Genomic DNA, 22,985 nt, shown 5'->3' with positions numbered 1-22,985 from the left:
TCTTGGCGTACAGTTATTGGACTATTTCTTTCGGTTTAGGGTAGGCCAGGCATTTTTCAGGCCGGCCGGATTTGCCATGCAATGTGGATATCGATGGCGATTTTTGCTGGGCATGAAAGTATTCGGTTATTGATTTTTCATGGACTGATTAAATGTTCGGGATGCAAGATTTAATATTATGGGTGTGGGCTGAAAGTTCAGGCTGTACGTCAGTGTTGAAATAACTCCGACGTACAGTCGGTGCATGGAAAGTTGTTCAGCCGTTATTGCAGCCGTTGCCCATGACCAGGTAACTCATGATGTGCTGTTGTCCCTGCGAGTCCTCATAGCGCATGCGTGCCGGGACGACCCTGCAGACGTCTGGCGTCTTGCTTACAGACAGAACCCGGGCAATGTCGGGATGCGTGTCGTAGCTGTATTGCTCCACCGGTACGGGCTGCGCTGCTGTTTTTGTCTGCGATTCTTCGGCCATGGCCAGAGTACTGAAGCCGCAAAGTGCCAGAACCAGCATTGAAACGTTCATGTGCTAATTACCTTCTTGAATTCGAGCGGGGACACATCGGCCTTTTGAGGTGATGTGCGGGCGAGCATTGAGTTGTGTTCGATAAACCAGCGTGGGGGCTGTTAGTTGGTTGCCTTGTTGGCGGAGCTGATTCTATGCCTCTTGCAGGGCGTTATACAGGAAGTGTTTTGATAATGGCTTTTATCGAAACGGTAATAATCGACAATGAACTTTCTGCTTCGGGTTGTCTGCCTGGCGCGCCGGGGGATCACGGGGGCAGGCGGTAAGACCATCGTCGAATGGCCCCACGGGATGTGGCGGGATACAACAGAGTCATAAAACAACAACTATTCCACCGAGGTATCCAAGATGAGTGCAGCTTCTCTGTACCCCGTGCGCCCCGAAGTCGCAGCCAATACGCTGACCGATGAGGCGACCTACAAGGCCATGTACCAGCAGTCGGTAGTCAACCCGGATGGTTTCTGGCGCGAGCAGGCGCAGCGCCTCGATTGGATCAAACCCTTTACCCACGTCAAACAGACCTCTTTCGACGATCACCGTGTCGATATCAAATGGTTTGCCGACGGCACCCTGAACGTTGCCTACAACTGCCTGGATCGCCATCTGGAAGAGCGCGGCGACAGCATCGCAATCATCTGGGAAGGCGACGATCCTTCCGAACATCGTGAAATTACCTACCGCGAGTTGCATGCCGAAGTCTGCAAGTTCGCCAACGCCTTGCGCGGCCAGGATGTACACCGCGGCGATGTCGTCACTATTTATATGCCCATGATCCCTGAGGCTGTGGTCGCCATGCTGGCGTGCGCCCGGATCGGTGCGATTCACTCGGTGGTGTTCGGCGGTTTCTCGCCTGAGGCTCTGGCTGGCCGGATTATCGACTGCAGCTCCAAAGTGGTGATCACTGCCGACGAAGGTCTGCGCGGCGGCAAGAAGACTGCACTCAAGGCCAACGTCGACCGGGCGTTGACCAACCCTGAAACCAGCAGCGTGCAGAAGGTCATCGTTTGCAAGCGCACCGGCGGCGAGATCGAGTGGAACCGTCACCGCGACATCTGGTATCACGCTCTGCTGGAAGTGGCATCGAGCACCTGCGCGCCGAAAGAAATGGGCGCCGAAGAGTCGCTGTTCATCCTTTATACCTCCGGCTCGACCGGCAAACCCAAGGGCGTGTTGCACACCACTGCCGGCTACTTGCTGTATGCCGCGTTGACCCATGAGCGCGTGTTCGACTACAAGCCGGGCGAAGTCTACTGGTGTACGGCGGATGTGGGCTGGGTCACGGGTCACAGCTATATCGTCTACGGCCCGCTGGCCAATGGCGCGACCACGTTGCTGTTCGAGGGTGTGCCGAACTATCCGGACATCACTCGTGTGTCGAAGATCGTCGACAAGCACAAGGTCAATATTCTCTACACCGCCCCGACCGCGATTCGCGCCATGATGGCCGAAGGTACCAAGTCGGTGGAAGGCGCCGACGGTTCGAGCCTGCGTCTGCTGGGTTCGGTCGGTGAGCCGATCAACCCTGAGGCCTGGGGCTGGTACTACGACACAGTGGGCAAGAAAAACTGCCCGATTGTCGATACCTGGTGGCAGACCGAAACTGGTGGCATCCTGATCAGCCCGCTGCCTGGTGCAACGGCCCTGAAACCCGGCTCGGCGACCCGTCCGTTCTTTGGTGTGATCCCGGCGCTGGTGGATAACCTGGGTAACCTGATCGAAGGTGCGGCGGAAGGCAATCTGGTGATTCTGGATTCCTGGCCGGGCCAGTCCCGTTCGCTGTATGGCGACCATGACCGTTTCGTCGATACCTACTTCAAGACTTTCCGTGGCATGTATTTCACCGGTGACGGGGCTCGTCGCGATGAGGACGGTTACTACTGGATTACCGGACGTGTGGACGATGTGCTCAACGTTTCAGGCCACCGTATGGGTACAGCCGAGATCGAGAGTGCGATGGTTGCGCACCCGAAAGTCGCCGAGGCTGCTGTGGTGGGTGTGCCGCATGATCTGAAGGGGCAGGGCATTTATGTCTATGTCACTTTGAATGCGGGTGAGGTGCCGGACGAAGCCTTGCGTATCGAGTTGCGCAACTGGGTGCGCAAGGAGATTGGTCCGATCGCTTCGCCTGATTTCATTCAGTGGGCGCCAGGGCTGCCGAAAACTCGTTCGGGCAAGATCATGCGTCGTATTCTGCGCAAGATTGCGACGGGCGAATACGATTCGTTGGGCGATATTTCGACGCTGGCAGATCCGGGTGTGGTTCAGCATCTGGTCGATACCCACAAGACGATGAGCGCTGCCTGATTCCTTGATGCGATGAGAAACGCCCCGTCCGGTCAACGCCGGACGGGGCGTTTCTGGTTTTGGGCCAGCAGGAGCGAATTCATTCGCGAAAGCGGCAGGGATCAACAAGGAACAGGCGCGTGCAGTTGGGCATATCCAGATTATCCGGTAGTGCGACTACCGGCTCCGTCTTTACGGCGGGCCGCCGCAAAAAGGATATATATCGAAGTGTTACCCGTTCACCCATGGGTTATCGAGCCTGCTTCTTTGTAGGACGTCATGATGATTTTTTGTAGGAATGTGGTGCGTTTCTCAGCGCTTCGTCCGTGTTTACAATGCTGGACTTGCCGTATTAGAAGGCTTTGCCAATAATGGGCGCGCTTTTTGCTGCATTAACTGCTTTTTCTGATTTTCAGAATCATGAAGTTTTCTGTCTGTCAATGGGGTTTTGAGGGTTTCTCGGTGCATCTGTAACTAGTTGTCGCATTGAAGAAATATCGACTTCGTACCTGTCGCTAAAATGCCCTTCACTTGTCAGAGGTCGTCTGACCGGAATTTCGGTATCAGTTGCCTGGCGTCGCTCTCTCCGGATTGTTCTTTCGCATCTTGGGCTCTCGCTCACTTTGCCATTTGTCGTGTTTCATCGATGGAGTCCTGTAAATGAAAAAGCTCATGCTTCTTGGCGCGCTGGCGTTGTCTGTGCTGGCCCAGCCGGTTTTCGCCGATGAAAAACCGCTCAAGATCGGTATCGAAGCCGCTTACCCTCCGTTCGCTTCCAAGGCACCTGATGGCAGCATCGTAGGTTTTGACTACGACATCGGTAATGCCCTGTGTGAAGAGATGAAGGTCAAGTGCACCTGGGTCGAGCAGGAATTCGACGGCCTGATCCCGGCACTCAAGGTACGCAAGATCGACGCCATCCTGTCCTCGATGTCGATTACCGACGACCGCAGGAAGTCCGTTGATTTCACCGGCAAGTACTACAATTCCCCGGCTCGTCTGGTGATGAAGGAAGGTACCGTGGTCGGCGAAAACCTCGCTGAACTCAAGGGCAAGAAAATCGGTGTGCAACGTGGCTCGATCCACGAGCGCTTTGCCCGCGAAGCTCTGGCTCCCCTGGGTGCAGAAGTCACGCCTTACGGTTCGCAGAACGAAATCTACCTGGATATCACAGCAGGTCGTCTGGACGGCACCGTCGCCGACGCCACCCTGCTGCAGGACGGTTTCCTGAAGACCGACGCAGGCAAGGGCTATGCTTTCACCGGGCCTTCGTTCACCGATCCGAAATACTTCGGTGAAGGCATCGGCATCGCCGTGCGCAAGGGCGACAAGGCCAATCTGGAGCGAATCAACGCTGCGATTGCCGCGATTCGTGCCAACGGCAAGTACAAGGCAATCCAGGACAAGTACTTCGATTTCGATATCTACGGCAAGTAAGTTGTCGCAACACCACTGAACGAGATGGCGCAAGCAGGGCAGCCTGGATTGCGCCATTTTTTATACCCCGGTTCGAGGACCGTACAACATGTTGAAAGGCTACGGGGCTGTAATCCTCGAAGGTGCCTGGCTGACCTTGCAGTTGGCCCTCTCGTCGATGGCCCTGGCAATCGTCCTCGGTCTGATTGGCGTGGCACTGCGCCTGTCGCCTGTACGTTGGCTTGCGTGGCTGGGTGATCTTTATTGCACCGTGATTCGCGGCATTCCCGATCTGGTGCTGATCCTGCTGATCTTCTATGGTGGCCAGGATCTGCTCAATCGCGTCGCTCCGCTGCTGGGCTTCGATGACTATATCGACCTCAACCCCCTGATGGCCGGTATCGGTACTCTGGGGTTCATTTTCGGTGCCTATCTGTCAGAAACCTTTCGTGGTGCCTTCATGGCCATTCCCAAGGGGCAGGCCGAAGCGGGCATGGCCTATGGCATGAGTCGCCTCAAGGTGTTTTTCCGGATTCTGGTTCCGCAGATGATCCGTCTGGCGATTCCCGGCTTTACCAATAACTGGCTGGTCCTGACCAAGGCAACCGCGTTGATTTCCGTGGTGGGCCTGCAAGACATGATGTTCAAGGCCAAGCAGGCGGCAGATGCCACCCGCGAGCCTTTCACCTTTTTCCTGGCGGTCGCTGCGATGTACCTGGTCATTACCAGTGTCTCGCTGCTCGCCTTGCGTTATCTGGAAAAACGCTACTCCGTGGGCGTAAGGGCGGCCGAGCTATGATCTTCGACTACAACGTCGTGTGGGAAAGCCTGCCGCTGTACTTTGGCGGTCTGCTGGTGACCCTGAAGCTGCTGGGCATTTCCCTGTCGTTCGGCCTGCTTGCGGCCTTGCCGCTGGGGTTGATGCGTGTCTCCAAACGTCGCTGGGTCAACCTGCCGGCCTGGTTGTACACCTACGTGATTCGCGGCACACCCATGCTGGTGCAGTTGTTCCTGATCTATTACGGGCTGGCCCAGTTCGAGGCGGTGCGCGAGAGTTTCCTGTGGCCGATGCTGTCCAGTGCCAGCTTCTGCGCCTGCCTGGCTTTTGCCATCAATACCAGCGCCTACACTGCCGAGATCATTGCCGGCAGTCTCAAGGCCACACCCGCTGGCGAGATCGAGGCGGCCAGGGCCATGGGCATGTCGCCGATCAAGATGTATCGCCGCATCCTGTTGCCTTCGGCACTGCGCCGGGCGCTGCCGCAGTACAGCAATGAAGTGATCATGATGCTGCAGACCACCAGTCTGGCTTCCATCGTGACCCTGATCGACATCACCGGTGCGGCGCGCACGGTCAATGCCCAGTTCTACCTGCCTTTCGAGGCGTACATAACCGCAGGCGTTTTCTATCTGTGCCTGACATTCATTCTGGTGCGACTGTTCAAGCTTGCTGAACGTCGCTGGCTGGGTTATCTGGCCCCGCGCAAGGTCTGACATGCAAAGAATCGATCATGTATTGCCGTGGGGCAGCCTCGGCACCGAGCGTCAACTGAGTGTCTTTCGTTTCGGTAGCGGTGAGCGCAAGGCCTATATCCAGGCCAGCCTGCACGCTGACGAGTTGCCGGGCATGCGCACGGCATGGGAGCTGAAAAAGCGCCTGGCTCAGCTTGAAGAGCAGGGTGCTCTCAAGGGCGTCATCGAGCTGGTTCCCGTAGCCAATCCGCTGGGCCTTGGGCAACTGCTGCAAGGCGCGCATCAAGGGCGTTTCGAGTTCGGCAGCGGCAAGAATTTCAATCGCGACTTCACCGAATTGAGCGAGCCGGTCGCCGAGATGCTGGAAGGCCAGCTGGGCGATGATCCGCGGGCCAATATTCAACTGATTCGTCAGGCCATGAGCGCGGCGCTGGAGCGTTTGCCGGCTGCGCAAAGCGAATTGCAGGGTATGCAGCGCCTGTTGCTCGGCCATGCCTGCACTGCCGATGTGGTGCTCGATCTGCATTGCGATGCCGATGCCGCCCTGCACATGTACGCCTTGCCGCAGCATTGGCCGCAATGGCGTTCGCTGTCTGCGCATCTGGATATCAAGGTGGCGCTGCTGGCCGAGGACTCCGGTGGCAGCTCCTTCGATGAGGCCTGTTCGCTGCCGTGGCTGCGTCTGTCGCGAATCTTTGCCGATGCGCAGATTCCCCTGGCCTGTCTGGCCACGACCATTGAACTGGGTGGCCAGGCCGATACCGGCAGGGCTGAGGCCGAAACCCATGCCGAAGGTATTCTGGCGTTTCTGGCCGAGCAGGGCTTTATCAGTGGCGACTGGCCGCAACCGGTTCGTGAAGCCTGCGAAGGCATGCCGTTCGAGGGCACCGAGCTTCTATACGCGCCTCATCCTGGCGTGGTGAGTTTCCTGCGCGAGGTGGGAAGCCGGGTCGAAGTCGGCGATCCGTTGTTCGAGGTCATCGACCCGCTGTCCGATCGGGTCAGCACCATCTGTGCGAATACTGCCGGTGTGTTATTCGCCATCGAGCGGCTTCGCTATGCTCAACCAGGTTTCTGGCTGGCCAAAGTGGCGGGGCGTACTGCGCTGCGCCAGGGGCGCCTGCTCAGTGACTGACTGTCTTGTGAGAATTGAAAGCATGAACAAACTTGAAGTCCAGGACCTGCACAAGCGTTATGGCAGTCATGAAGTAATCAAGGGAGTTTCTCTGACAGCCAGGGCAGGCGATGTCATCAGCATCATTGGTTCCAGTGGTTCGGGTAAAAGCACTTTTCTGCGTTGCATCAACCTGCTTGAGCAACCCCATGCCGGCAGGATCCTGCTCAACAATGAAGAGCTCAAGCTGGTGCCGAACAAGGAAGGCGGCCTGAAGGCTGCCGACCCCAGGCAGTTGCAGCGCATGCGCTCGCGCTTGTCGATGGTGTTTCAGCATTTCAATCTGTGGGCGCACATGACAGCCCTGCAGAACATCATCGAAGCGCCAGTGCATGTGCTCGGCGTACCGAAAAAGGAAGCGCTGGAAAAGGCCGAGTATTACCTGGCAAAAGTCGGCGTTGCGCATCGCAAGGATGCCTATCCGGGTCATATGTCCGGTGGCGAGCAGCAGCGAGTGGCGATAGCCCGCGCCCTGGCGATGGAGCCGGAGGTCATGCTGTTCGATGAACCGACTTCCGCGCTGGATCCGGAACTGGTCGGCGATGTGCTCAAGGTCATGCAGGGGCTGGCGCAGGAAGGCCGGACCATGGTGGTGGTCACTCACGAAATGGGCTTTGCTCGTGAGGTGTCGAACCAGTTGATCTTCCTGCATCAAGGCGTGGTGCTGGAGCGGGGTGATCCGCGTGAAGTGTTGAGCAATCCACAGACCGAGCGCCTGCAACAGTTTCTCTCGGGCAGTCTCAAGTAATCGACGGCGTCGCTTTGGCGATGCCTTTTACGGCAGAACAGGGCATGCTGCGCAGCACGCAACATGACCTGGCCACTCCAGATCGAGCCCGTTGAGGTTCGACCCTTGCGGCGATACGTATCGGATGTCCCAATGACTGCCCATCGAATAGGTTTCCTTGTCTGGCCCGGCACCAAAGCCCTGACCCTGGCGTTGGCCGAGGAAGCCTTGCGCGTTGCCCAGAGTGTTCACCCTGAAGTGGTCTATGAGTTGTCATTCCTTCAGGCCGAAGCTGCAGGCGAGCCTGTTGCCGCTGGTGCATGGCAATTGCCGGGCGAGCCGTGGACGGGGCGGATCGACGGCTTCCAGAAGCTGTTCCTGCTTGCCGACGAGCCGCCTGCCCCGATGTCGGCGGCGCTGGCCAGTGCCCTCAAGCAAGTGGTGCGCGCCGGTTGTGTGATCGGTGGCCTGTCTGCCGGTGTCTATCCGTTGGCCCAGCTTGGCTTGCTCGATGGCTATCGGGCGGCGGTGCACTGGCGCTGGCAGGATGATTTCAGCGAGCGTTTCCCGAAGGTGATTGCGACCAGTCATCTGTTCGACTGGGACCGTGACCGGCTGACCGCCTGTGGCGGCATGTCGGTACTGGATCTGCTGCTGGCCGTGCTGTCCCGTGACCATGGCGCGGAACTGGCCGGTGCAGTTTCCGAAGAACTGGTGGTCGAACGCATTCGTGAAGGCGGTGAGCGTCAGCGCATTCCGCTGCAGAATCGCCTGGGCTCCAGCCATCCAAAGCTGACCCAGGCGGTCCTGCTGATGGAAGCCAATATCGAAGAACCGCTGACCACCGATGAAATCGCCCAGCATGTTTGCGTGTCGCGCCGCCAACTGGAGCGGATCTTCAAGCAGTACCTCAATCGGGTGCCGAGCCAGTATTACCTGGAGCTGCGTCTGAACAAGGCGCGGCAGATGCTGATGCAGACCAGCAAGTCGATCATCCAGATCGGGCTGTCCTGTGGCTTCTCTTCCGGCCCGCACTTCTCCAGCGCCTACCGCAACTTCTTCGGCGCGACGCCGCGTGAAGACCGTAACCAGCGGCGCAGCAACAGTCCTTTCGAGTTGTCTTCGGTCCCGGCCGAGCGCGGGTAAGTGCCACTGTGTGGGCGCGGATTTATCCGCGAAAGACATTGGGGTTAAACTGCGCCTTTGTGATGAAATATGTCGCATTGCCGAAAGCGGCCAGAGAAAGCGGTTTTGCGCTGTAACAAGTTGTCGCCTGGCGACAAGGCCGAACAGAAATCAGTCCTTACAATCTTCCCATCGCTTGCCCGTATCAGGCAGGCGTTCCTCTTCAGGAGACTCCGATGTCCGTTGAGCAAGCTGCGGTGCAACGCGCCGATTTCGACCAGGTGATGGTCCCCAACTACGCACCTGCCGGGTTCATTCCCGTGCGTGGCGCGGGCTCCCGGGTATGGGATCAGGCGGGACGCGAACTGGTGGATTTCTCTGGCGGGATTGCCGTCAACGTATTGGGCCATTGCCATCCGGCGCTGGTCGGTGCATTGACCGAGCAGGCCAACAATCTGTGGCATGTCTCCAACGTCTTCACCAACGAGCCGACCTTGCGTCTGGCTCGCAAGCTTGTGGATGCGACCTTCGCCGAGCGTGTGTTCTTCTGCAACTCCGGCGCCGAAGCCAACGAAGCTGCTTTCAAGCTGGCGCGTCGGGTTGCTCATGACCTGCATGGCCCGGAAAAGTACGAAATCATTGCCGCCTTGAACAGCTTCCATGGTCGCACCCTGTTTACTGTCAGCGTCGGTGGCCAGCCGAAGTACTCCGATGGCTTCGGGCCGAAGATCACCGGCATCAGTCATGTGCCGTACAACGATCTGGAAGCACTGAAAGCTGCAGTGACCGACAAGACCTGCGCCGTGGTGCTGGAGCCGATCCAGGGCGAGGGCGGTGTCTTGCCGGCCGAGCTGGAATATCTGCAAGGCGCACGTCAACTGTGCGACGAGCACAACGCGCTGCTGATCTTCGATGAAGTGCAGAGCGGCATGGGCCGTAGCGGTCACCTGTTTGCCTACATGCATTACGGCGTGATCCCGGACATTCTTTCCAGCGCCAAGAGCATTGGCGGCGGTTTCCCGCTGGCGGCAATGCTGACCACCGAGAAACTGGCCAGGCACTTTGCGGTCGGCGTTCACGGCACCACCTATGGCGGCAACCCGCTGGCCTGTGCAGTGGGCGAAGCGGTGATCGATGTCGTCAACACACCTGAAGTGTTGCAGGGTGTCGAGAACAAGCATCAGCAGTTCAAGGCTCGCCTGGAGCAGATCGGTCAACAGTACGGCGTCTTCACAGAAGTGCGCGGTCTGGGTCTGTTGATCGGTTGCGTGCTGTCCGATGCCTGGAAAGGCAAGGCCAAGGATATCTTCAACGCTGCCGAAGCCCAGGACCTGATGATTCTGCAAGCCGGTCCTGACGTGGTTCGTTTCGCGCCAAGCCTGGTGATCGAAGACGCCGATATCGAAGAGGGCCTGGCCCGCTTCGAGCGCGCCATCGCCAAGCTCACGTCCTGACCGTCGCACACTGATTCAACGTTGTACCTTCCGGCGTTCGCCCCATGGCGGGCGTCGGACATTTTTCCTGTGCCGGGCGGTTTTCAGGCTGCGCGGCGCTCTTTTTAGTGCCGGTGTTGCCGGCCTGTTATCTGGTAAGGAGTGGCACCATGCTGGTGATGCGCCCCGCGCAAATGGCTGATCTGGCAGAGGTCCAGCGCCTCGCTGCCGACAGTCCGATTGGTGTTACGTCCTTGCCTGACGATGCGGGTCGTCTGGGCGACAAGATCGGTGCTTCGGAAGCCTCGTTCGCGGCTGAAGTCAGTTTCAATGGCGAGGAAACCTACTTCTTTGTCCTGGAAGACAGCGATAGCGGCCAGTTGGTGGGATGTTCCGGCATCGTTGCTTCTGCCGGTTATTCCGAGCCGTTCTACAGCTTTCGCAACGAAACCTTCGTGCATGCTTCCCGCGAACTGAAGATCCATAACAAGATCCACGTCCTGTCGCAGTGCCACGATCTGACCGGTAACAGCCTGCTGACCAGTTTCTATGTGATTCCCGAACTGGTGGGCACAGCCTGGTCGGAACTCAACTCGCGTGGCCGCCTGCTGTTTGTCGCCAGCCATCCCGAGCGTTTCGCCGATTCGGTGGTGACCGAGATCGTGGGCTACAGCGACGAGAATGGCGATTCGCCGTTCTGGGACGCCATCGGGCGTAACTTCTTCGACCTCAACTATGCCGAGGCCGAGCGCTTGTGCGGGCTGAAAAGCCGGACCTTCCTGGCCGAGTTGATGCCGCATTATCCAATCTATGTCCCGCTCCTGACCGACGCCGCTCAGGAAGCCATGGGCCAGGTGCATCCTCGCGCCCAGATCACTTTCGACATCCTGATGCGCGAAGGCTTCGAGACCGATCATTACATCGATATTTTCGACGGTGGCCCGACCCTGCATGCGCGGGTATCGGGGATTCGTTCGATTGCCCAGAGCCGTCTGGTGCCGGTCAAGGTCGACAGCGGCGCCAGCGATGATGGCGGCAAGGGCGGACGCCTGTATCTGGTGACCAACGGCCTGCTGCAGGATTACCGCGCGGTGTTGCTGGATCTGGACTGGGCGCCTGGCCGCCCGGTGGTGCTGAGCCTGAATGCCGCCGAGGCGCTGGGGGTCGGTGAAGGCGCCAGCGTGCGGCTGGTCGCCGTCTGATCCTGATCGTCCGAACACAGCGGATTAGCCAGTTTTTCGGGCTCCAGAAGAGCCCGGTCGAGGAGATAACATGATCGTTCGTCCCGTACGCAGCAGTGACCTGCCAGCGCTGATCGAGCTGGCGCGCAGCACCGGCGCAGGCCTGACGACATTGCCGGCCAATGAGCAGCGCCTTGGGCATCGGGTTGGCTGGGCGGAAAAGTCCTTTCGTGGCGAAGCCGAGCGTGCCGATGCCGATTACCTGTTCGTGCTCGAAGACGATGACGGACGAGTGATCGGTATTTCTGCCATCGCAGGTGCCGTGGGGTTGCGTGAGCCCTGGTACAACTACCGGGTCGGGCTGACGGTCAGTGCCTCTCAGGAACTGAATATCTATCGCGAGATTCCGACCCTGTTCCTGGCCAACGACCTGACCGGTAACTCCGAGTTGTGCTCGCTGTTCCTGCACAGCGATTCGCGTACCGGCCTCAATGGTCGCCTGCTGTCCAAGGCGCGGATGTTGTTCATCGCCGAGTTTCCGCAATTGTTCGGCAACAAGATCATCGCCGAAATGCGTGGCATGTCGGACGACAAGGGCCGTTCGCCATTCTGGGAAAGCCTGGGTCGGCACTTCTTCAAGATGGAATTCAGCCAGGCCGATTACCTGACCGGCGTTGGCAACAAGGCGTTCATCGCCGAGCTGATGCCCAAGTTTCCGCTCTACACCTGTTTCCTTTCGGAAGATGCGCGCAGTGTCATCGGCCGTGTTCACGCCGATACCGAACCTGCGCTGACGATGCTCAAGAGCGAAGGTTTCAACTATCAGGGCTATGTCGACATCTTCGATGCCGGCCCGGCCATCGAATGTGAAACGCAAAAGATTCGTGCCGTGCGCGACAGCCAGGCGCTGGTACTGGCGATTGGTACACCAGGCGATGATGCGCCGAAATTCCTCATCTTCAACCGCAAGCGTGAAGACGGCCGGATCACTGTCGGACAGGCGCGCATGGCGGCCGGAACCCTGGTGGTCGATCCGGCAACTGCCCGGCGCTTGCGCATGAGCGCGGGCGACAATGTGCGTGCGGTGCCTTTGTCGGCGGTGCGGGAGGGTGTCTGATGAACTCGCTGTATATCGCAGGTTCCTGGCAGGCCGGGCAGGGTGAAGCATTCGATTCATTGAATCCGGTGAGCCAGCAGGTCATCTGGTCCGGTCAGGGCGCAACGGCTGCCCAGGTCGAGACTGCCGTGCAAGCGGCGCGGCAGGCTTTCGCCGGCTGGGCCATGCGTTCGCTGGATGAGCGGATTACTGTGCTGGAGGCCTTTGCTGCCAGCCTCAAGGACCATGCTGACGAGCTGTCTCGTTGCATTGGTGAGGAAACCGGCAAGCCGCTCTGGGAGTCGGCCACCGAAGTGACCAGCATGGTCAACAAGATTGCTATCTCGGTGCAGAGCTACCGCGAGCGGACTGGCGAAAAGAGTGGTCCGCTGGGCGATGCAACGGCGGTGTTGCGGCACAAGCCGCATGGCGTGGTGGCGGTGTTCGGGCCTTATAATTTTCCTGGCCATTTGCCTAATGGGCATATCGTGCCCGCCTTGCTGGCTGGCAATACGGTGTTGTTCAAACCCAGTGAACTGACCCCGAAAGTCGCCGAGCTGACGGTCAAGTGCTGGATCGAAGCCGGTTTGCCGAGCGGTGTCATCAACCTGCTGCAAGGCGGCCGCGAGACCGGCATCGCTCTGGCAGCCAATCCGGGAATCGATGGCCTGTTCTTTACCGGCTCCAGCCGGACCGGGCATGCCTTGCATCAACAGTTCGCCGGTCGCCCGGACAAGATCCTGGCGCTGGAAATGGGCGGTAATAACCCGCTGTTGGTCGATCAGGTCCAGGATGTCGATGCTGCGGTGTACACCGTGATCCAGTCGGCCTTTATCTCTGCCGGCCAGCGCTGCACCTGTGCCCGGCGGCTGCTGGTGCCGCAAGGTGCCTGGGGCGATGCTTTCCTGGCCCGGCTGGTGGCTGTGACTGCCACTATTCAAGTCGGAGCCTTCGACCAGCAGCCGGCGCCGTTCATAGGCTCGGTGATTTCCCTTGCGGCTGCCGAAGCCTTGCTGGACGCTCAGCGGCATCTGCTGGCCAATGGCGCAGTGCCGTTGCTGGCAATGACTCAACCGCAGTCCCGCGCTGCCTTGCTGACTCCCGGCATTCTCGATGTCAGCGCGGTCGGCGAGCGGCCGGATGAAGAACTGTTCGGGCCTTTGCTGCAGGTGGTTCGCTACGCCGATTTCGACGCTGCGATAGCTGAAGCCAACGACACGCAATATGGTTTGGCGGCAGGTTTGCTGTCGGATTCCGAGGCGCGTTACCAGCAGTTCTGGCTGCAAAGCCGGGCCGGGATCGTCAACTGGAACAAGCAATTGACTGGCGCAGCGAGCAGCGCACCGTTCGGTGGTGTCGGCGCTTCGGGCAATCATCGGGCCAGCGCCTATTACGCCGCCGATTATTGCGCCTACCCGGTCGCGTCGCTGGAGGCTGGAGCCCTGACCTTGCCGACAGCCCTGACGCCCGGCATTACGCTTTGATAGCACTGCTCATTGATAGCACTGCAAAGATGCACCTATAAAAAACAGATCTACGGAGCCTTGCCGATGAAATCCTGTGAAGTCAATTTTGACGGTCTGGTTGGGCCTACCCACAACTACGGCGGTCTGTCCTACGGTAATGTGGCTTCCCAGCGCAACAGCCAGCAGTGCTCCAATCCTCGCGAAGCTGCATTGCAGGGCCTGGCGAAGATGAAAGCGCTGATGGACATGGGCTTTACCCAGGGCGTGCTGGCTCCGCAGGAGCGTCCTGACGTGGCCGGCTTGCGGCAACTGGGCTTCAGCGGCAGCGATGCGCAAGTGATCGAGCAGGCAGCCAGGCACGATATGCCGCTGCTGGTCGCCAGTTGTTCGGCGTCGAGCATGTGGGTCGCCAATGCCGCGACCGTCAGTCCGAGCGCCGATACGGCCGATGGCCGGGTGCATTTCACGGCCGCAAACCTGAACTGCAAATATCACCGCAGCATCGAGCATCCGACCACCAGCCGGGTACTGGAAGCGATGTTCGCCCATGAACAGCATTTCGCTCATCACCCGGCCTTGCCCGCAGTGGCGCAGTTCGGTGACGAAGGTGCGGCCAACCATAGCCGTTTCTGTCGCGACTATGGTCAGGCTGGCGTGGAGTTTTTCGTGTTTGGCCGCAGTGCCTTCGATACGCGCTACCCGGCACCGCAGAAATACCCGGCCCGGCAGACCCTCGAAGCCTCCCGAGCGGTTGCCCGCTTGCATGGCCTGAACGAAAGCGGTGTGGTCTACGGCCAGCAGAACCCGGCGGTGATCGATCAGGGTGTGTTTCATAACGACGTGATTGCGGTCGGCAATGGCGAAGTGCTGTTTCATCATGAGGATGCGTTTATCAATACCGAGTCGATGCTGGGCGAGCTGCATGACAAGCTCGCTCGTGTCGGCGGGCTGTTCCGCTCGATCTGCGTACCGCGTGACGAAGTGTCGGTCGAGGACGCGGTGCGCTCCTACCTGTTCAACAGCCAGTTGTTGTCACGTGCCGATGGTTCGATGCTGTTGATCGTGCCGCAGGAGTGCCAGGCCAATCTGCGCGTCTGGAACTATCTTCAGCGTCTTCTGGCCGATGGCGGGCCGATCCGTGAAGTGAAAGTCTTCGACCTCAAGCAAAGCATGCAGAACGGCGGTGGCCCGGCATGTCTGCGCCTGCGGGTTGCGCTCAATGAGACGGAACTGGCAGCGGTCAATCCAGGCGTGATCATGAGCGTGCCCCTGTACGAAACCCTGACCCGCTGGGTCGACAGGCACTATCGTGATCGCATGAGCGAAAGCGACCTGGCTGATCCACAATTGTTGACTGAATGCCGCACGGCATTGGATGAGCTCACGCAAATCCTTAAACTGGGCAGCGTTTACCCCTTTCAACTGGTTTGAAAGTCCTGACGCGCCGGGCATCGGTCCGGCGCGTGATTTCCATCTGCATAGAGAATCCGAACATGAGCGACGCCCTGCAATTAATCCTCGAAGACACCGACGGCACCCAGCTGGAAACTTCCTGCACCCGCGTAGCCGTCATCTGGCAGGGTAAAGAGCTGTGGATTCAGCAGGATGGTCGTGGCCAGCTGTTGATCGGTGTCGATGTCGAAGAAGACGATGCCGAATACGCCAACCTGCTGCTGCGCCCATTGGCCACCAATCTGGTCAGCCTGCAACTGGAAATGGAACCTGCCGACATGAGCGGCGATGAAGAGCATGTACACGGACCTGACTGCAATCATTAAGGATTGAGGAGCTGCCCATGCTCGCTCTCGGTAAATTGCTGGAACTGACTCTGGCCGGGCGCGAGCCCGCAGAAAAGACTCAATTGACCGTCGGCGGCGTGCGTATGCGCTGGCTGGGGGAGGGCGCCCTGGAAGTGCGGGCGCCCCAGGATCGGGACAATGGCACTGACTTGCTGTTGTCGGCCGGTATCCATGGCAACGAAACGGCCCCCATCGAGCTGCTGGATGAGTTGATCCGCAGCATCGCCCGCGGCGATCTCAAACCGCGGGCCCGTATTCTGTTTCTGTTCGGCAACCCCGAGGCCATGCGCCGTGGTGCGCGGTATGTCGAGCAGGACGTCAATCGGCTGTTCAATGGCCGTCATGAACAAAGCAGCGGCTCGGAGGCCATGCGCGCCTGTGAGCTTGAACGTCTGGCAGCGAGCTTTTTCAGTGTGCCGGATCGCTATCGCCTGCATTACGACCTGCACACCGCCATTCGTGGCTCGAAGATCGAGCAGTTCGCGCTGTATCCATGGAAAGACGGGCGCCAGCATTCGCGCCGTGAACTGGCGCGGCTGCGCGCAGCGGGCATGAGTGCGGTGCTGCTGCAGAACAAGCCATCCATCGTGTTCAGCGCCTATACCTACGATCAGCTCGGGGCCGAGTCTTTCACTCTGGAACTGGGCAAGGCGCGGCCATTCGGCCATAACCAGCAGGTCAACCTCACACCCTTGCGCCGGGTTCTGGAGCAGCTTGTCGAAGGTGTCGAACCTGAGATGAGCGAAGACCTGGACGGCTTGCAGCTCTTCAGCGTGGCGCGGGAAATCATCAAGCGCAGCGATGCCTTCACCCTCAACCTGCCGGACGATGTGGAAAACTTTTCATTGCTGGAGAAGGGCTTTCTGCTGGCCGAAGACGCGGGTGGTTCACGCTGGGTGGTGGAAGAGGAAGGGGCAAGAATCATCTTCCCGAATCCGAAGGTCGGCAATGGGCTGCGAGCCGGCATCCTGATCGTGCCATCTACACAGCCCACGTAGGAGCCAATTCATTCGCGAAAGGTTTTTATAGCCGGTGAATATTTAGCGGCTGGAACACCCTCTTCGCGGATGGATTCGCTCCTGCACACAAGATCAGCTGGCTGCTTTTTGCTGTGTCTCGATACGACGCAAGGCGCGAACCTTGTTCAGGGTGTCGGCACAGGTTTTGGCCGCTTCTTCGCCCTTGTGGACAAAGTGCTCGAAGAAGAATTTGTGATGCTCTTCGCCTGCATGGAAGTGGTGCGGGGTCAGGACTACCGAGAAAACCGGCACCTGGGTCTCCAGCTGGACTTGCATCAGCGCGCTGACCACCGATTGCGCCACGAACTCATGGCGATAGATGCCGCCATCGACTACCAGTCCGGCCGCGACGATGCCGGCGTAGCGGCCCGTATTGGCCAGCAGTTTGGCATGCAGGGGAATTTCAAAGGCACCGCCGACTTCAAAGAAATCGATATCGCTCTCGGCGTAACCCTGGTTGACCATTTCAGTGACGAAGCCTTTGCGGCTTTGATCGACAATATCCTTGTGCCAGCAAGCCTGGATGAAAGCGATGCGCTCGTTCGAGTGGTTTTTGCTTTTGCTGTCGATTGCAGTGGGTTGCACGTGTTCTGACTCCTGTTTATGAAAAAAACAGGGCATTGGATCGAAAGGGATTCAGTTCGCGTAAGAAAACCTCATGAACCAGGTAGTCCATGCAGCGGTTTTGCAGACGCTCCTGTTGACGCTATCCCGTTCTCTCTTCATCCGGACTATGACCGTCGGCCCCGGAATCACACCGGGTCTGCTGACCTTGAAGCGCTTCGGTAAAACCTGAAGCTCGCCAAGCGCTCGCGGGCTAGACGCATTGCGCGCCATTACCGCCGGTGGGGAATTACGCCCCGCCCTGAGAACGTTGCCGACACTGTTTGTTGTCGGCGCGGGATTTTTATCACAGTTTTTTCGATCCTGCATGGACACTTTCGTACAGTGTCCCTACCTTTTGCTTATAAGGACACTGGGTGTCGAGGGCTGTGGACCTTGATTATCATGTCAAACCCAAGTAATGCCTTGTTGCAACCTTGACGTTGCCTGCATTATCGATTTTCGAGTTTTCAGGGAGTGTATTCGTGACAGTCATCGATCTGCGTAGCGACACCGTGACCCAGCCAACGGCCGGTATGCTTGACGCCATGGCGCATGCCCCGGTCGGGGATGATGTCTACGGCGAAGACCCGACCGTCAATCTTCTTGAAGCCACGCTGGCGCAACGCCTGGGTTTTGCCCGTGCTCTGTTCGTGCCCTCCGGCACGATGAGCAATCTGCTGGCCTTGATGGCGCACTGTGAGCGGGGGGATGAGTACATCGTCGGCCAGCAGGCCCATACCTACAAATATGAAGGTGGCGGCGCGGCGGTACTGGGTTCGATCCAGCCCCAGCCGCTGGAAGTCCAGGCCGACGGCTCGCTGGACCTGAATCAGGTCCTTGAAAGCATCAAACCCGACGACTTCCATTTTGCCCGCACACGCCTGCTGGCCCTGGAAAACACCATGCAAGGCAAGGTGCTGCCGCTGAGTTATCTGGCGGCGGCGCGCAAGCTGACCGAGGAAAAAGGCCTGGCCCTGCATCTGGATGGTGCACGTTTATATAACGCAGCGGTCAAGCTGGGCGTCGATGCCCGGGAAATCGCGGGTTACTTCGATTCGGTGTCGGTGTGCCTGTCCAAGGGACTAGGTGCCCCGGTCGGTTCTGTACTGTGCGGCAGCGAGGAACTGATCGCCAAGGCCCGTCGTTTGCGCAAGATGGTCGGTGGCGGCATGCGTCAGGCCGGCATCCTCGCGGCTGCCGGGTTGTATGCGCTGGATCATCAGGTCGAACGGCTTGCCGACGACCACGCCAATGCGTCATTCCTGGCTGCGGCCTTGAGCGAGCTGGGTTATGAAGTCGAGCCTGTGCAGACCAACATGGTGTATGTGCGCATGGGGGAGCGGGCTCATTCGCTCAGGGCATTCTGTGCCGAGCGGGAGATCAGGCTCACCGCCGCGCCGCGTCTGCGCATGGTCACCCACATGAATGTTTCGCGTGCCCAGCTTGAGCGGGTGATCGCCGTATTCGCCGAGTTTGCACGCATATAAGATGCCGATAGTCCAGTTACTGGTTTCTATCGTACAAACACGCTGTACCGAGGACGCAACGCCTATATAATGCGGCCCTTTGCCGTCGCTACGTCATTTGACGTTTTGCATTTGCCTCTGGCTGCAGTCTCCGTGGAAGAACCTATGAAAAGCGCAGAAATCCGTGAAGCCTTCCTTGGCTTCTTCGAAGAGCAAGGCCACACCCGTGTAGCCTCCAGCTCCTTGATTCCGGGCAATGACCCAACCCTGCTGTTCACCAACGCAGGCATGAACCAGTTCAAGGATTGCTTCCTGGGCCAGGAAAAGCGCGCCTATACCCGCGCCGTCACCAGTCAGAAATGCGTACGTGCCGGTGGCAAGCACAATGACCTGGAAAACGTCGGCTACACCGCTCGTCACCACACATTCTTTGAGATGCTGGGCAACTTCAGCTTCGGTGACTACTTCAAGCGCGATGCGATCACCTACGCCTGGACCTTCCTCACTTCGGAAAAATGGCTGAACCTGCCCAAGGAAAAACTCTGGGTCACGGTCTATGCCACCGATGACGAAGCCTACGATATCTGGACCAAAGAGATCGGTGTTCCGGCCGAGCGCATGGTGCGTATCGGCGACAACAAGGGTGCGCCTTACGCTTCCGACAACTTCTGGACCATGGGCGATACCGGCCCGTGCGGTCCTTGCTCCGAGATTTTCTTCGATCACGGTCCTGAAATCTGGGGTGGCCCGCCTGGCTCGCCGGAAGAAGACGGCGACCGTTACATCGAAATCTGGAACAACGTTTTCATGCAGTTCAACCGTACTGCCGATGGCGTTCTGCATCCGCTGCCAGCGCCTTCGGTGGATACCGGCATGGGCCTGGAGCGTGTCAGTGCGGTCCTGCAGCACGTGCATTCCAACTACGAAATCGATCTGTTCCAGAGCCTGCTGAGCGCTTCGGCCAAGGCCATCGGTTGCAGCAATGACAATCAGGCCTCGCTCAAGGTCGTAGCGGATCACATTCGCTCCTGTGGCTTCCTGATTGCCGATGGCGTTCTGCCGTCCAACGAAGGACGTGGCTACGTTCTGCGCCGAATCATTCGCCGTGCCTGCCGTCACGGCAACAAGCTGGGCGCCAAGGGCAGCTTCTTCTATCAGATCGTGGCTGCGCTGGTTGCCGAGATGGGCACTGCGTTCCCGGAACTGACCCAGCAGCAGGCGCATATCGAGCGCGTGCTCAAGGCCGAGGAAGAGCAGTTCGCCAAGACCCTGGAGCAGGGCCTGAAAATCCTCGAACAGGATCTGGCCGAACTCAAGGGTTCTGTCGTACCGGGCGAGGTCGTGTTCAAGCTGTACGACACCTACGGTTTCCCGATGGATCTGACTGGCGATATCGCCCGTGAACGCAACCTGACCCTCGACGAGGAAGGTTTCGAGCGCGAAATGGAAGCCCAGCGTGTACGTGCCCGTTCGGCCAGTTCGTTCGGCATGGACTACAACAGCCTGGTCAAGGTTGATGTCGCCACCGAGTTCACCGGCTATGCCGCCACCAGCGGCAGTGCGAAGGTCGTGGCTCTCTATAAGGATGGCCAGTCGGTCGAGCAGTTGAGCGAAGGCGAAGAGGGCGTTGTGATCCTCGACAGCACGCCGTTCTACGCCGAGTCTGGCGGTCAGGTAGGCGATAGCGGTTACCTGCAGGCGGGTGCGGTGCGTTTCGACGTACGCGATACCACCAAGACCGGCGGCGCATTCCTGCACCATGGCGTGGTTGTCGCAGGCAGCCTGAAGGTCGGCGCCCAGCTTGAAACCCGGGTTGCTGCCGAGGTACGCGGCGCCACTTCCCTGAATCACTCGGCCACCCACTTGTTGCACGCTGCATTGCGTCAGGTGCTGGGTGAGCACGTCCAGCAGAAAGGCTCGCTGGTCTACAGTCAGCGTCTGCGCTTCGACTTCAGTCACTTCGAGGCCATCAAGCCCGAGCAACTGCGAGCCCTGGAAGATATCGTCAACGCCGAAGTGCGCAAGAACACTCCGGTGGTCACCGAAGAAACCGATATCGAAACCGCCAAAAAGAAAGGCGCCATGGCGCTGTTTGGCGAGAAGTACGGCGACAGCGTGCGCGTGCTGAGCATGGGCGGTGAATTCTCCGTCGAGCTGTGTGGCGGTATTCACGCCAACCGTACCGGCGATATCGCCCTGTTCAAGATTGTCAGCGAAGGTGGCGTGGCTGCCGGCGTGCGCCGTATCGAAGCCGTCACCGGTGCCGCAGCACTGGCATGGCTGAATTCGGCCGAAGACCAACTCAAGGAAGCTGCGACCCTCGTGAAGGGGAATCGCGACAACCTGCTGGACAAGCTGTCGGCTGTGCTGGAGCGCAACCGTCAGCTGGAAAAACAACTGGAGCAACTGCAGGCCAAGGCAGCCAGTGCGGCGGGCGACGATCTGTCTGCCGCTGCTCTGGATGTCAAAGGGGTCAAGGTTCTGGCCACTCGCCTGGATGGTCAGGATGGCAAGGCGCTGTTGGCGCTGGTCGACCAGTTGAAGAACAAGCTCGGCCGCGCAGTGATCCTGCTCGGCAGTGTTCATGAAGACAAGGTTGTCTTGGTTGCAGGCGTGACCAAGGACCTGACTGGCCAACTCAAAGCCGGTGATTTGATGAAACAAGCGGCCGCTGCCGTCGGTGGTAAAGGCGGCGGACGTCCTGACATGGCTCAAGGTGGCGGTGTCGATGCCGGTGCGCTGGATTCGGCATTGGCGCTGACTGTTCCTTTTGTAGAGCAGGGTATCTGAGTCGAACCTCCAGGCCTGCCGGCGCATGGCAGGCCCGGCACTTGGATTTGAATGTTAATGGGTGCCCTTAACGGGTTTGAGGCGGCTTTGAGATGGCTTTGATCGTACAAAAATTTGGAGGCACCTCCGTTGGCTCTGTAGAGCGCATCGAGCAGGTCGCCGACAAGGTTAAGAAGTTCCGCGAAGCGGGCGATGACCTGGTGGTCGTGCTGTCGGCCATGAGTGGCGAAACCAATCGCCTGATCGAGCTGGCCAAGCAGATCAGCGATCAGCCGGTTCCCCGCGAACTGGATGTGATTGTCTCCACCGGCGAGCAGGTCACCATTGCGTTGCTGGCCATGGCGCTGATGAAGCGCGGCGTGCCGGCGGTGTCCTACACCGGTAATCAGGTGCGAATCCTGACCGACAGCGCGCACAACAAGGCACGCATCCTGCAGATCGACGACCAGAAGATCCGCTCCGACCTCAAGGCCGGTCGGGTCGTGGTGGTCGCCGGTTTCCAGGGCGTCGACGAGAACGGCAACATCACCACGCTGGGCCGTGGCGGTTCCGACACCACCGGCGTGGCGCTGGCAGCTGCCCTGAAGGCCGATGAATGCCAGATCTACACCGATGTGGATGGCGTTTACACCACCGATCCACGTGTCGTCTCGCAAGCTCAGCGCCTGGACAAGATCACCTTTGAAGAGATGCTGGAAATGGCCAGCCTCGGTTCCAAGGTGTTGCAGATCCGTGCGGTAGAGTTCGCAGGCAAATACAACGTCCCGCTGCGCGTTCTGCACAGCTTCAAGGAGGGGCCGGGCACCCTCATTACCATTGATGAAGAGGAATCCATGGAACAGCCGATCATTTCCGGCATCGCTTTCAACCGCGATGAAGCCAAGCTGACTATCCGTGGTGTGCCAGACACGCCGGGTGTTGCCTTCAAGATTCTCGGCCCGATCAGCGCGGCGAATATCGAAGTCGACATGATCGTGCAGAACGTTGCGCACGATAACACCACCGATTTCACCTTCACCATTCATCGCAACGACTACCAGTCGGCGTTGCAGGTTCTGGAAACCACCGCGCGCGAAATCGGCGCTCGTGAAGTTTCCGGTGATACCAAGATTGCCAAGGTTTCCATCGTCGGCGTCGGCATGCGTTCCCACGCAGGTGTTGCCAGCCGCATGTTCGAGGCCCTGGCAAAGGAAGGTATCAATATCCAGATGATCTCCACTTCGGAAATCAAGGTTTCGGTCGTGATCGAAGAGAAGTACCTGGAGTTGGCTGTGCGCGCACTGCACACGGCCTTTGAGCTGGATGCTCCGCGGCAGGGTGAGTGATCTGCCCGAAAGGCGTGGCTTGACCGCGCCTTTCGTTTTCTTGTGCTGGGCGTAAGGCAAAGACTGTTCTTTTCTTCGCGCTG

At 58.9% G+C, this 22,985-nt stretch carries 19 protein-coding genes and 1 riboswitch; of the genes, 17 read left to right on the top strand and 2 right to left on the bottom strand.

Features of this window, described 5'->3' with window-relative positions; translation table 11 throughout:
• Positions 1-256: 256 nt before the first annotated feature.
• On the bottom strand, positions 257-523 hold the full coding sequence (locus ALQ04_RS00770; RefSeq protein WP_122313765.1) for a DUF2790 domain-containing protein: 267 nt from the start codon (positions 521-523) through the stop codon (positions 257-259).
• Positions 524-871: 348 nt separating this feature from the next.
• Here ALQ04_RS00770 and acs point away from each other — a divergent pair, with 348 nt between their 5' ends.
• The 14 genes from acs (at position 872) to astE (ending at position 16,694) form a co-directional block, all read left to right on the top strand.
• Positions 872-2,827 carry an acetate--CoA ligase gene (gene acs, locus ALQ04_RS00765; protein ID WP_122313764.1) on the top strand — a complete coding sequence of 652 codons (1,956 nt, stop codon included), beginning with the start codon at positions 872-874 and terminating at the stop codon, positions 2,825-2,827.
• Between the two features lie 639 nt (positions 2,828-3,466).
• On the top strand, positions 3,467-4,243 hold the full coding sequence (locus ALQ04_RS00760; RefSeq protein WP_122313763.1) for an ABC transporter substrate-binding protein: 777 nt from the start codon (positions 3,467-3,469) through the stop codon (positions 4,241-4,243).
• Between the two features lie 88 nt (positions 4,244-4,331).
• Complete coding sequence (locus tag ALQ04_RS00755) at positions 4,332-5,021, top strand: ABC transporter permease (protein ID WP_122313762.1); 690 nt, start codon at positions 4,332-4,334, stop codon at positions 5,019-5,021.
• The gene (locus tag ALQ04_RS00750; protein ID WP_122313761.1) at positions 5,018-5,716 is read left to right on the top strand and encodes an ABC transporter permease; all 699 of its coding nucleotides are present in this window, start codon (positions 5,018-5,020) and stop codon (positions 5,714-5,716) included. The genes ALQ04_RS00755 and ALQ04_RS00750 overlap by 4 nt, the downstream gene beginning before the upstream one ends.
• A gap of 1 nt (position 5,717) precedes the next feature.
• The gene (locus tag ALQ04_RS00745) at positions 5,718-6,830 is read left to right on the top strand and encodes a succinylglutamate desuccinylase/aspartoacylase family protein (RefSeq protein WP_122313760.1); all 1,113 of its coding nucleotides are present in this window, start codon (positions 5,718-5,720) and stop codon (positions 6,828-6,830) included.
• A 22-nt stretch (positions 6,831-6,852) separates the two neighbouring features.
• On the top strand, positions 6,853-7,617 hold the full coding sequence (locus ALQ04_RS00740) for an ABC transporter ATP-binding protein (RefSeq protein WP_122313759.1): 765 nt from the start codon (positions 6,853-6,855) through the stop codon (positions 7,615-7,617).
• 132 nt (positions 7,618-7,749) lie between these two features.
• Positions 7,750-8,742, top strand: a complete 993-nt coding sequence (locus ALQ04_RS00735) for a GlxA family transcriptional regulator (RefSeq protein WP_183142072.1) — start codon at positions 7,750-7,752, stop codon at positions 8,740-8,742.
• Positions 8,743-8,957: 215 nt separating this feature from the next.
• A complete protein-coding gene (locus ALQ04_RS00725; protein WP_122313756.1) occupies positions 8,958-10,175 on the top strand; it encodes an aspartate aminotransferase family protein in 1,218 nt (405 codons plus the stop codon).
• 149 nt (positions 10,176-10,324) lie between these two features.
• Positions 10,325-11,356, top strand: a complete 1,032-nt coding sequence (gene aruF / locus ALQ04_RS00720) for an arginine/ornithine succinyltransferase subunit alpha (RefSeq protein ID WP_122313755.1) — start codon at positions 10,325-10,327, stop codon at positions 11,354-11,356.
• A gap of 70 nt (positions 11,357-11,426) precedes the next feature.
• Positions 11,427-12,452 carry an arginine N-succinyltransferase gene (gene astA / locus ALQ04_RS00715; protein ID WP_122313754.1) on the top strand — a complete coding sequence of 342 codons (1,026 nt, stop codon included), beginning with the start codon at positions 11,427-11,429 and terminating at the stop codon, positions 12,450-12,452.
• Complete coding sequence (gene astD, locus ALQ04_RS00710; protein WP_183142074.1) at positions 12,449-13,915, top strand: succinylglutamate-semialdehyde dehydrogenase; 1,467 nt, start codon at positions 12,449-12,451, stop codon at positions 13,913-13,915. The genes astA and astD overlap by 4 nt, the downstream gene beginning before the upstream one ends.
• Positions 13,916-13,981: 66 nt before the next feature.
• Complete coding sequence (gene astB / locus ALQ04_RS00705) at positions 13,982-15,328, top strand: N-succinylarginine dihydrolase (RefSeq protein WP_122313752.1); 1,347 nt, start codon at positions 13,982-13,984, stop codon at positions 15,326-15,328.
• 62 nt (positions 15,329-15,390) lie between these two features.
• Entirely contained in the window at positions 15,391-15,675 is a 285-nt protein-coding gene (locus ALQ04_RS00700; protein WP_122313751.1) for a topoisomerase II, read from the top strand.
• A gap of 17 nt (positions 15,676-15,692) precedes the next feature.
• Positions 15,693-16,694, top strand: a complete 1,002-nt coding sequence (gene astE, locus ALQ04_RS00695; RefSeq protein ID WP_122313750.1) for a succinylglutamate desuccinylase — start codon at positions 15,693-15,695, stop codon at positions 16,692-16,694.
• A gap of 93 nt (positions 16,695-16,787) precedes the next feature.
• On the opposite strand, the gene ALQ04_RS00690 is transcribed toward astE, so the two are convergent.
• Positions 16,788-17,300, bottom strand: a complete 513-nt coding sequence (locus ALQ04_RS00690; RefSeq protein WP_122313749.1) for a 6,7-dimethyl-8-ribityllumazine synthase — start codon at positions 17,298-17,300, stop codon at positions 16,788-16,790.
• A gap of 124 nt (positions 17,301-17,424) precedes the next feature.
• Positions 17,425-17,592, bottom strand: a riboswitch (FMN riboswitch).
• Positions 17,593-17,803: 211 nt separating this feature from the next.
• Between ALQ04_RS00690 and ltaE the strand changes: the two genes are divergently transcribed.
• The 3 genes from ltaE (at position 17,804) to ALQ04_RS00675 (ending at position 22,902) form a co-directional block, all read left to right on the top strand.
• A complete protein-coding gene (ltaE, locus tag ALQ04_RS00685) occupies positions 17,804-18,808 on the top strand; it encodes a low-specificity L-threonine aldolase (RefSeq protein ID WP_122313748.1) in 1,005 nt (334 codons plus the stop codon).
• Positions 18,809-18,952: 144 nt separating this feature from the next.
• On the top strand, positions 18,953-21,577 hold the full coding sequence (gene alaS / locus ALQ04_RS00680) for an alanine--tRNA ligase (protein WP_122313747.1): 2,625 nt from the start codon (positions 18,953-18,955) through the stop codon (positions 21,575-21,577).
• A gap of 92 nt (positions 21,578-21,669) precedes the next feature.
• A complete protein-coding gene (locus ALQ04_RS00675) occupies positions 21,670-22,902 on the top strand; it encodes an aspartate kinase (RefSeq protein WP_122313746.1) in 1,233 nt (410 codons plus the stop codon).
• Positions 22,903-22,985 lie beyond the last annotated feature (83 nt).

This window comes from Pseudomonas cichorii, assembly GCF_003700275.1.
GTDB classification, from domain to species: domain Bacteria; phylum Pseudomonadota; class Gammaproteobacteria; order Pseudomonadales; family Pseudomonadaceae; genus Aquipseudomonas; species Aquipseudomonas cichorii_B.
This window is presented reverse-complemented; position numbering and strand designations above follow the sequence as displayed.